Origin of the sequence: Ruminococcus sp. CAG:330 (assembly GCF_000437175.1) — a bacterium.
Lineage (GTDB): Bacteria > Bacillota > Clostridia > Oscillospirales > Ruminococcaceae > Ruminococcus_C.
Genome location: NZ_FR898079.1, coordinates 24,926 through 35,931 on the forward strand (window position 1 = coordinate 24,926; position 11,006 = coordinate 35,931).

The 11,006-nt window shown below is 57.3% G+C and carries 9 protein-coding genes; 1 reads left to right on the plus strand and 8 read right to left on the minus strand.

Features of this window, described 5'->3' with window-relative positions:
* The coding region (locus QZL66_RS09020; RefSeq protein ID WP_293602126.1) for a hypothetical protein at positions 1-651 on the minus strand (651 nt) is incomplete at its 3' end.
* Positions 652-1,395: 744 nt separating this feature from the next.
* On the opposite strand from QZL66_RS09020, the gene QZL66_RS09025 reads away from it, so the two are divergent.
* Positions 1,396-2,610 (plus strand): 6-phosphofructokinase, encoded by a 1,215-nt coding sequence (locus QZL66_RS09025; RefSeq protein WP_022411390.1) that lies wholly within the window; start codon positions 1,396-1,398, stop codon positions 2,608-2,610.
* Between the two features lie 84 nt (positions 2,611-2,694).
* On the opposite strand, the gene QZL66_RS09030 is transcribed toward QZL66_RS09025, so the two are convergent.
* The 7 genes from QZL66_RS09030 to QZL66_RS09060 all read right to left on the minus strand — a co-directional run.
* On the minus strand, positions 2,695-3,666 hold the full coding sequence (locus tag QZL66_RS09030) for a glycosyltransferase family 2 protein (protein ID WP_022411391.1): 972 nt from the start codon (positions 3,664-3,666) through the stop codon (positions 2,695-2,697).
* A 28-nt stretch (positions 3,667-3,694) separates the two neighbouring features.
* Positions 3,695-6,187: a hypothetical protein gene (locus tag QZL66_RS09035; protein WP_022411392.1), complete on the minus strand. Its 2,493-nt coding sequence runs from the start codon at positions 6,185-6,187 to the stop codon at positions 3,695-3,697.
* 15 nt (positions 6,188-6,202) lie between these two features.
* Complete coding sequence (locus tag QZL66_RS09040) at positions 6,203-7,402, minus strand: glycosyltransferase family 4 protein (RefSeq protein ID WP_022411393.1); 1,200 nt, start codon at positions 7,400-7,402, stop codon at positions 6,203-6,205.
* Between the two features lie 4 nt (positions 7,403-7,406).
* The gene (locus QZL66_RS09045) at positions 7,407-8,597 is read right to left on the minus strand and encodes a glycosyltransferase family 4 protein (RefSeq protein ID WP_022411394.1); all 1,191 of its coding nucleotides are present in this window, start codon (positions 8,595-8,597) and stop codon (positions 7,407-7,409) included.
* Between the two features lie 33 nt (positions 8,598-8,630).
* Complete coding sequence (locus QZL66_RS09050; RefSeq protein ID WP_022411395.1) at positions 8,631-9,737, minus strand: glycosyltransferase family 4 protein; 1,107 nt, start codon at positions 9,735-9,737, stop codon at positions 8,631-8,633.
* Positions 9,734-10,243, minus strand: coding sequence for a hypothetical protein (locus QZL66_RS09055; RefSeq protein ID WP_022411396.1), 510 nt, complete (start codon positions 10,241-10,243; stop codon positions 9,734-9,736). The genes QZL66_RS09050 and QZL66_RS09055 overlap by 4 nt, the downstream gene beginning before the upstream one ends.
* 5 nt (positions 10,244-10,248) lie before the next feature.
* Positions 10,249-11,006 (minus strand): class I SAM-dependent methyltransferase (locus QZL66_RS09060; protein WP_293602134.1); only part of this gene is annotated, 758 nt, incomplete at its 5' end.

Below are 11,006 nucleotides of genomic sequence, written 5' to 3' on the forward strand. Positions count from 1 at the left end.
AAAGGTGGTGACATCCACCAGATTGCCGTCCTTGTCCCGTGCGCTGATGGCGATGGCATCCTTGGAAAGGGTGTCCACGGAGAAGTTCAGCCCGAACGCCTTCCCGACGCCCATCATTTCAGCGATGACCTCCGCCTGCTTGGTCTTGTCCATCTGCTTGAGGAAGCTGTTGCGCTCGTCGTTGCTCATGTTCTGAATGAACTCCTTGCGCTGATCCTCCGGCAGACTGTTGACATAGGATACCTTTTCCTCCAGCGTCATGTTGATGAAGTCTTTTGCAGAGGGCGTGGTGGTGGTCGCAGGGGCAGCGGCGGTTTCCGTGGTGTTGCTGTTTCCGCCGGCAGCAGCCGTGGTTTCGGCCGGCGGAACAGTCGTGCCCTTGTTGATCTCGTCTTCAATACTCTGATCTCGTTTTGCTGCCCAGTCTGCCAGCGCAGCGATTGCCTGATCGCACTGTTCCGAGGTGTATGTTCCGCCGCTGTACTGGTTGATGCACTGCTGAATGGTGCTCTCCGGCAGTCCCACGGCGTAGGCGTAAGCGATGACATCCCCCACGGAAGTGGCGGATGCAGTCATAGTGCCGGCACCGGTGGCGAGGAGTAACCCCAGACCACAGACCAGACCGGCGATGCGAACCGATTTTATTTTCATGTTGCAAAATCCTTTCTGAAATAGAGTCTGTTGTGCTTTCGGTATATACGTTATTATACAGGATATTGGAGAAAAAAGCAAGTCCCGTAAGGCGGGGATTTTTGGGAAAAACGGAGAACTTTTCAGATGGGTTGCTTTGTAAGGCTGATCCAACTGAGCACAGTTGGCGAGGTGTTCTGCGTGTTGTTTCCCCATAATCAAAAGGAAAGAATCAGCCTCCCCTGAAAGGGGAGGTGGGCGGCGAAGCCGCTCGGAGGGGTCGGTTTCGTTACAAAATCAAGATAAAGAAAAAACGCAGTGTTAGAACCCCTCAGTCAGTGCTACGCACTGCCAGCTCCCCTTTCAGGGGAGCCTTATCCTCTCCATCTCCACGAAGCGGACACGGCACGCCGTGTCCCTACAATACACGCAAAACACCTCGCCAGCTGCGCTCAGCTGGAGCAGCCTGATGGGGCAACGGTTCTGAAATCTTTTCGTTTTTGCACGATGCTTTTTGTGTTCGCTCTTGAAACGGTTCAAAAACCGCCCTGTTTCTTCACAAATACGGCTTTTCACCTCAAATTCGTGCATTCCCCGCAATTTTTTCTATCTGCACGGATTTTTTGGAAAAAACATGGGTAGTTCTGTACGCTGTTCTGAATTTTCCGCAAAGGCGTTGACATTTCTCCGGATATCCGGTACAATAGAAAAAGAGAAAATTTTGACCGCAATTTTTTACCATATCAGAAAAGGAGCATGCTTACTATGAATATTGCAGTTGCACAGTCCGGCGGGCCTACATGCGCCATCAACGCTTCATTGGTGGGCGTATTTCGGGAGTCCCTGAAAGAACCCACCATTGATGCGATTTTTGGTTCCATCAACGGCGTGGAGGGAATCATCCACGACCACCTCATCGACCTCAAGACCATGATTCTCACCAACGAAGATATGGAATTGCTCCGGCAGACGCCCTCCACGGTGCTGGGCTCCTGCCGGTATAAACTGCCGGACTGGCAGGAGGACGATGCCGTGTACCAGCAGATCGTGCACTGCCTGAAGCGCCGCCAGATCGGTGCGTTTTTCTACATCGGCGGAAACGATTCCATGGACACCGTGCAGAAGCTCTCCTCCTATTTTCGGGAGAAGAAGCTGAACATCAAGGTCATCGGCATTCCCAAGACCATTGACAACGACCTGTGCATCACCGACCACACCCCCGGCTTCGGCTCTGCGGCAAAGTACGTGGCAACCACCATGCAGGAGATCGTGCGGGACAGCTCAGTCTACAGCATGCCCTCCATCACCATCGTGGAGATCATGGGCCGACACGCCGGCTGGCTGACGGCTTCCAGCGCCGTGCTCCACGCCTATGGCGATCCTGCACCCCATCTGGTTTACGTGCCGGAGTCCCATTTCTCGGAGAAAAAGTTCCTGCGGGATGCGGAACAGGAGATGGCAAAGCATAAGGCAGTCATCGTGGCAGTTTCCGAGGGCGTTGCCGTACCGGAGGGCGTGCAGTCCGGTGCTGTGGATAACTTCGGGCATAAGTACCTCTCCGGCATCGGCAAGTATCTGGAACAGCTGGTGCGGGAAAAGATCGGATGTAAGGTGCGCTCCATCGAGCTGAACGTCATGCAGCGCTGTTCCTCCCACCTGTGTTCCAAGACCGACATCGACGAGTCGGAGCAGATCGGTGCAGCCGGTGTGCAGTGTGCCCTTAACGGTGAAACCGGACGGGTCATGGTATTCCGCCGTATCCACGACATGCCCTATACCGTGGTCATGGAGCCGGCAGATGCCTCCCAGATCGCCAATCGGGAGAAGTTCCTGCCGAGAGAGTTCCTCACCCCTGCCGGAAATAACATCAGCGATAAGGCAATGCCCTACTTCCTGCCGCTGATTCAGGGCGAACTGAATCTGCAAATGCACGGCGGCATTCCCAAGCACTTCACCATCACAGAATCTGTTTTGAAATAATCTCGTTTTCTTTGCGAAAAAGAGCCTGTCTGCACCAAGCTGTGCAGGCAGGCTCTTGTGTTTTCTGGAATATGGTTTCGCTGCTTATTCGTCGTCGGGGGTCTTGTCCGCCGGATTGTTGTCATAGTCCATCTTCCGGACGTGGTACTGGACATCTTCCAGCAGCTTCCGGTTGGCTGCGACGGTATCTCCCAGCAGTCCCAGCGTAATGGTCTGGAACCCGATGAGGAGCAGCACGGCGGTGAGAATCAGCGACTGGACATGGCCATTGCCCTCGCCCAGGAAGAAGAATACCAGAAACCGGATGCCGACCACCAGTCCCAGCACAAAGAGAATGGCGCCGATGGTGCAGAAGAATTGGAGCGGACGGTACATGGCGGTGGAGCGGATGATGACCGAGGCGGAGCGCTTCATGTACCGCCACATGCTGGAGAACAGACGGGAGGGGCGTGTTTCCGGATTGGTGCGGATGGGCACGGAGGCCACAGCCATCTTGCTGCGGCCGGCCTGAATGATGGTCTCCAGCGTGTAGGTGTACTCGTTGACCACGTTCATGCGCATGGCAGCTTCTCTGGAATAGGCACGGAAGCCGGAGGGTGCGTCGGGGACATCGGTGTGGGATGCCACCCGTACCACCCAGCTGCCCAGATGCTGGAATTTCTTTTTCTTCCAGGAGAAGTGCTCAGTCTCGTCAATGGGGCGTTCGCCGATGACCATGTCCGCTTTCTTTTCCAGAATGGGGCGCACCAGCTTTTCGATGTCCGCACCGCAGTACTGGTTGTCCGCATCGGTGTTGACGATGATGTCCGCACCCAGCCGCAGACATGCGTCCAGTCCGGCGAGGAAGCCCCGTGCCAGACCTTTGTTGCGGCGGAAGGATACGACGTGGTGGAATCCCAGCTCCCGTGCCTTCTGAACGGTGCCGTCCTTGCTGCCGTCGTTGATGATGAGATATTCGATGGTGTCGATGCCGTCGATGTGCCGCGGCAGATCACGGTATGCCAGCTCCAGCGTCTTTTCCTCGTTGTAGCAGGGAATTTGAATAATCAGTTTCATAGCAATTGATTCCTTTCTTGCGGGGTTCTCATCCCTGCGGTGTGAATACGATGGATTTCAGCGGGAAGCCCAGCAGCCGCGGGTCGCTCTCCGAGATTTTCTTTGCCTCCCACAGGTCGCAGCGGAGGGTAACGATGTTCTGCCCGTCCTCCAGACACGCTGCCGGAATATCCAGCGAGAGGGATTGTCCGTTGTTGGACTCGTCCACTGTCACCGTGCCGGCGGATTTGCCGTTGATCTCGATGGTGACGGGATACTGCGCAAAGCCCAGCCGGTTCAGATCCAGCATGCAGCCCATTTGCAGCGTCATGGTGTAATCCTGCTGGCACAGCATGCAGCGCACGCTGGCCTCCTCAGAATTGGACCAGCAGAAATTTCCCTCCAGCCCGCCGAAGCCGCGGTACATGGTGCTGGCGCATTCGTCCGCCGGATAGGTGAGCTTTTCGGACTGGTAGGTATAGAGAGTGACGGACACGGGCGCCTCCTGATATGCCAGCGGGAACGGGAGGAGTCCCGCTCTGCCGCTCACATTGTCATCGTTGGACTGTGTCACACGGTTGGCATATGTCAGCCGGAAGTTCTCGGCGAACGAGTCGTCCCAGTCCTCTGTGCCCAGATAGAACACCTTGTCATACCGTTCGTCCAGCGCCTTCGCCTGCGCCAGCAGGTCGTCCGCCTCCGGATAGACCGCAGCGCCGGAGATGGCACGCAGAGGCAGATACATGGTGGACATATAACTGTCGCTGACGATCATGCAGTCGTCGGAGGACAGTTCCTGCGCTGTCTCCTCCAGAACACTCCATTCCAGACGGGTGTCGTCCCGCTGGATGGAGAGAAAGCGGTCATAGGGTGCGACCACCAGAAGTCCGGCTGCCAGCACCGGCAGCGTGACCCGTGCCCGCAGCCGATCCAGCGTTACAGCAAGGAATACCGCAGCTACCGGCAGGAACGGTGCCAGATAGCGGCCGTAGTAATAGAAGTACTGCACCTCTGGACGCAGTACCGCAGCGTAGAACAAAACGCAGTAGAAAAACGTCACCAGTGCTACAAGACGCTGGGTGGACTCCAGATAGAATCTGGGGCGAATCACGCCTAGCCCCCACGCCGCCAGAAACGGAATGATGCCCGTGCAGGCGAGGAACCCCCAGAGGGAGGCGTGGGAAATCGCATCCAGAACGGACTCCGCCGTGAGGCAGCGCAGTCCGATCAGTGCTGCCATGGCGGTCAGCAGCACTTCTGCCACGATCACGCCCGGCACCGACTGCCGGAACGCCTGTAAGCGCAGTTCCTCCGTCTGTTTTTCCGGATGCCGTTTCCCCAGCACATGCGTCAGCAGCACAAATCCGGCGCACAGCACCAGCGCACCGCCGCAGACCGCCGGAACAAACCAGCTGAGGTCATCCTGATTGATGCCAAGCCCGAAGAGGGGACTGTAGTTGTTGGTGGTGTAGAACGGCTGGACACGGCGCATGGCAAAGAAGCTGACCAGATAGCCCAGCACCGCTGCCGGCATCAGCACGGCGAAACACCTGCGCCGTGTGAACCAGTACATGCCGCCGTAAACCAGCACGAACAGGGGAACCATGGTGTAAATGGAAACGTGGAAACAGCCGAATACGGCGATGGGCAGAATGGAGAGCCACTGCCGCCGGGTTTCCCGTTCCGTCAGGAAATAGAGATACAGTGCAAACAGAACGCCCAAAAATCCCTCCGTCAGGGCGGATTTTGCCACCCAGATGACAATGGGGGAGGCTGCCGTAACGGCACACGCCAGCGCCGTTGCGCTCTTTTTCAGCTGGAAATTGCGGCAGGTCTGGAACACCAGAAAGACCGTGCAGCAATAGAAAACCGTCTGAATGTCCAGCATTCGACTCATGCCGAAGATGGTGCCCCACACGGCGAGGAGGGAGGCGTAGGTGGGAATGCCGTGGTAGATGCCGGAGACCGGACTGATGGAGGTGTCGAAGCCGTGGCTCACATGTCCGGCGGACTCGGTATCATAGCCGGCGAGCTGCTGGAAAATGCTTTGCGCAAAGGTCTCCTGCTGCTCCGCCGGAACCTGATGGTACTCGGCGAAGTCCTGCTGCCGGTCGGTGATGCCGTTCATCAGATTGACGGCAACCGTCTGGTATACGCCCTCGTCCTGTCCCATGCCAAAGAAGCCGTGCTTCACGGCGACAAGCACCAGACCGCCGGCGCAGACCAGCAGGGGAATCCAGTACTCCCGGATGTCCCACGAGACCTGACACAGCCGGTTCCAGGGGCACGCCTCTTTCCGCCGCCGCCAAAGCAAAAGCACCCCGCCGCACAGCAAGAGGAGAAACGCCGTGCCGGCAGCACAGCGGAACAGCCGGAACGCATCCAGCACGAACAGCCCCATGGCGGTGATGACCCATGCGCACAGCCAGAAGATGACGCCGAAGCCCAGAAGCTCCAGAACGTTGCTCTGTTTCCGCCAGATACCGGCGGCGAGTGCGGCAAAGACCACGCCCAGAAGAACGACCCCAGAAAATAAATTCATCCCAGCGATTCCCCCTTATTTTCCGGATGCCGCATCACTCACATACTCGATGATCTCCGAGAATTTCTGCATGATGACGTTCCAGTCATAGTTGTGTGTGATATATGCCCGTGCGTTGGCGCAGAGCTGCATGTATTCCACCGGATGGTGCAGCAGATACTGCACAGCGCCCTCAAATTCAAAGTAGCTGTGGTAGAACAGTCCGCCGTTGCTCTTGGTGCAGTGTCCTTTCAGGACGGCGCACGCCCCGTTGACCAGCACCGGCACCGAGAGCGCCATTGCCTCCAGCACGGAGATGGAAAGGCTCTCGTACTTGGAGGGGAGCACCAGTGCTTTTGCGCCGGAGATCCCGTGGAACTTGTCCTCCTCCGGCACGAAGCCGAGGGAGATGATGTCCGGATGCTTCGGGATCTCGCACACGGCCTTTCCCATGAGCACCAGCTTCAGCTTGCCGCCACAGCGCTTTTTGTACTCCATAAAATAGCGGAACAGCATGGGGCACTCCTTGCCCTCGTCGATGCGTCCCACGTAGATGAGATAGTCGTCCTGAATCCCGTACTGCCGGCGGAACTGTGCAGCATCCGGCGTGCAGGGAATGTCCACACCGGTGCCCATGACCTGGCAGGGAATCGGTTCTGTTCTGGGAAATGTCCGGCGCACCAGCTTGCGCTCCTCGTCCGTCAGAAAGACGAATGCCTTGGGCTTGGGGAACAGTGCCTCATAGGTGAGGAAGTGCAGGTACGGCTCCTCGTGGGCGGTGGGGATGAAGATGGACTTCTCCGCCACTTCCGGCATGCCGGCAACGGTGAGGTAGTATAGATAGGTGACGAAGATGAATACGTCATACTTGTCCTTGTTCTGCCGGATGTACTGGATGCAGGCGGGGGAATATGGCCCCTGCTTCTCGAACCAGACGTGTTCCTTTTCCAGACTGCGTTCGCCCGCCGCCATCTCCTGCAGGTACTTGCCGTTGTATTGGTCAAAATCTCTGGCACGCAGCTTTTCCACCGGAAACCGCCGCACGGTCACGCCGTGGATGACCTCCACATCCCGAACGTACCAGTCTTTCCACGTGGTGTAGTCCACTGCCTTGGTGGTCAGCACCTCCACCTCATATCGATTGGCAAGCCGTTCGGCGATCATGCGGGTGTAATACTCAGAACCACCGTTGACCTCCATGCCGTACCGCTGGTTGACCAGTGCAATTCGTTTCATAGGCTCACTCCTCTGTCAGCTTTGCAAAGAAAGCTCTGTATTTTTCCACGATGACATCCCAGTCGAAGTTCTCCCGCACGAATGCCCCGCCGTTCTGTCCCATGGTGCGTGCCTGTTCCGGATGCGTCAGGATGTACTGGACGCAGCCCTCGAACTCGAAGTAGTTCCGGAAATACAGCCCGCCGTTGGCTCTGCGGGCGAAGTCCCGTGTGACGGCGCACTGGGAGTGCACCAGAACCGGCCGTCCGCACAGCCAGCTCTCCATGATGACCAGCGAGAAGCTCTCGTTGTGGGAGGGCTGGCACAGCAGCTCTGCCGCTGCCATGGCATCATACTTATCCTGCCTGGACACGAACCCCAGATCGTAGACATCGTCCCGCACCGAGGCGGGAATCTCAATGGAACCGCCGCCGATGAGTACCAGCTGCAAGTCGCTGTCCCCGTGGCGCTGCTTGTATTCGGCAAAGTACCGCAGCAGGGTGTGGACGTTCTTTCCGGCATCCTTTCTGCCGGCATAGAGCAGGAAGGGTTTCTGAATGCGGTATGCCTTTCGGAATGCATCGGCGTCGGCGCAGATGTTGGTGTCCATGCCGATGCCCATGCAGATCTGTTCCGTGGTGGTGAAGTCGTAGACCTTGTTGGCAAGCTCCATCTCCGGCATGGCGTTGTAGATGATGCCCCGTGCCTGAATGTACGCCTGCCGGAACAGGCGCAGATAGAGGTATGCCTCATCGTGAAAACAGGGGATGAGGACGGACTTCTCCGGACAAGCCTGCATACCGTAGTAGGTAGTGCCGAACATATAGGGGATAAAGACATAGAGGGCATATTCGTCCGATGCGTCCTTGAGATATTCGTAGAGCTGGGGACTGTTGACCATCTCTTCCACAAAAGTCTTTTCCTCTTGAAGAGATAGGTGCTGTCCCTCCATCAGCCGGCGGTTGACCCGGTCAAATGCAGCGGTATCCCGCCGCCGCACCGGAAACCGTCGCACCGCAATGTCCTCCACCACGGCAGTTCCGGCGGAGTAGTAGTTTTCGTTCCAGTCCGCCGAGAACTCCCTGACGCAGGTGGTGAGGATCTCCACATCCATTCCGGCACGCTGCAAATGGGTGGCGACCTCCCGCAGCTCCATTTCTGCGCCGCCGGGGATGTCCTCGCCGTACCAGGGGATCACGAATCCGATTTTTCGCATGGCTTACTGCCTCCTTCCAAAAAATTGCCGCAGTTACTTCCGCTTCTTTTTCCGGACATACGGCGGAACGATCTGCAAAAACTCCTGCAACTGCTGCTCGAACAGCTTCCGGATCTCCGGATAGGCAAAGTCCTGCTGCCGCCTGCGCTGTCCCGCTACGATCTCCCGCCGCAGCGCAGCGTCCCGCAAAATGCGGTCGGCGCACATGGCGGCTTCCATGGGGTCGTTGGAGGAGAGCAGCACACCGCTGCCGCCCAGCGTGTCAGCAATGGCGGAGGAATCGTAGGCGAGAATGGGCACGCCGAAATACATCGCCTCCACCAGCGGCACACAGAACCCCTCGTGCTCGCTCATGCAGAGGAACAGGTCGGCGAGGTGGTAGTACGCCAGAATCGCCGGAAAGGAGATGTGTCCCGTAAAGACCACGTTGTCCAGCTCCAGTGCGCCCACATAGCGGCGCAGCCGGTGGTAATACCGTTCCATGCCCTGATACGAGCCGACGAGAAACAGGCGGGATTTGGGGTTGCAGTATTTCTTATAGCAGTAGAACGCACGGATGACGTCCTCCTGTTTTTTGTTGGGGGCGATGCGTCCCACAAAAACAAAGTTGGTGTATCCGTCGTTCTCATAGCGTGCCATGACCTCCGGATCAGGTGCCTTGGCGTAGTCGGAGAACGGGATGAGGATGGGGCGGATAACAATGGGACACTGGTAGTTCAGTTCCCGCAGAACCTGTGCATTGTAGGCGGACACTGCCATGCAGTAGTCCACCTTGTCTGCCAGATGGCAAAGTCCCCGCATGCCGTATTCGGAGATGCGGGTAAGATTGTCGTTATAGCCCTTGAAGTACTTGGCGGGGGTGATGTTGTGGAAGATCATGAGCTTGCGGCAGGGATACCGTTCCAGAGAGAAGCTCAGGTCTGTGCCGGTGGATTTGTGATAGATGATGACATCCTCACCGGACAGACGGGGCATTTTTTCCACGGGAAACGCCGTGCCCTCCGGAAGCCGCCGGTCTACGGTCTCTGCATAGATGCCGGTCTGGAAGCCCATGTTCCGGATGACAGTGGAGAGCGCCAGAACATCGTTGCCGATGGCATCGCCCATGGCCATGGTGGGCAGAAGCTGGACGATTCTCATTGTGCCTCCTCCCCGGAACATTTTGCCTGAAGCAGGGCGATCTGACTCTGCATCTGTTCCATGGCGATCTTGTTGTTTTTCTGCTGGAGTTCCAGTTCCTCAATGCGTTCCAGCAGTGCCTTGGTGCTGTGCATGCGGGACTCCAGAATATACATCTCCGTCTGCTGCTGTGCCTGAGCAATGTTGGCGTTCAGGCTGCTCTGCTCTGCGGCGTATGGCTCCACATAGAAGCTCACCAGCTTGCGGATCACCTTCTTGAAGAACACGGCGATGGGATTTCCGGCGAGCGGGCGGTAGGGGTCTACCCGATGGTGCGTGCTGATATACTGCACGTTGGCACGGAGCATATCGGCATCGAAGCGCTCGCCGCTGGTGTCGCTGTCGGCATCGTTGGGAACGTCGGCAAAGGAGAGCATGTCGCTGCTGTAGCCCTTTTCCTTGATCTCCGTCCGGATCTGCTCCATAATTTCAGAAACGTCAATGGATTGATTGGTCTGATTCTCCATAAACTCTATCCTTTCTTCACTGCCACGATGGCGTAATCCTGACTGCCGTAAAGCATGTTGGAAACCGCCTTCATGGCACGGTTGAATTCCTCCAGATTTTCTGCATCACACCGCAGCGGCGGAATGGACTGTGCCGGCCGGCTGTTCTCGGTGAAAATCAGGGTGGTATCTGAAAATCCCGCCTTCTCCAGATAATACTGCATGGTCAGCGGATGCACCGGCTTGACGTGGGAGGGATCGATGTAAAACGCATTGGTATAGATGGACAGGGAGGTGGGGTTCGGTGTTTCGATCACCAGACAGCCGCCGTCCTCCAGCTTGTCGTAAGCAGTGCGGCACAGCGCCAGAATCTGTTCCGGTGTCATGTGTTCCACGACCTGTCCCAGAAAGATGCCGTCCACGGCGGACAGCTGCGCCAGATATGCCGTGCCGTCGCCGCACACTGCACGCAGCCCTTTTAGATTGCAGTAGTCCACATAGGGCTGGTAAAGGTCAATGCCCTCCGCCGGAATCTGTTCCTCCTGCATGAGGGAGAGAAACTCGCCTCTGCCGCAGCCGATGTCCAGTACGTGCTGTTTGCCCTGAAAATAGGGGAGGTACTGTCGCTGGACTTCCTTGATGTGCTCCACAGAGCCACGGAAGTGGTTCTCGAAATCGAAGTATTCGATGGTGTCGTATGCCTGTCTGGGGGCTTCCGCAGGGGGCGCAGCCGCTACAGGTGCCGCAGTATCTGCCGGGGCAGCAGCGGAAACCGCCGGTGCGG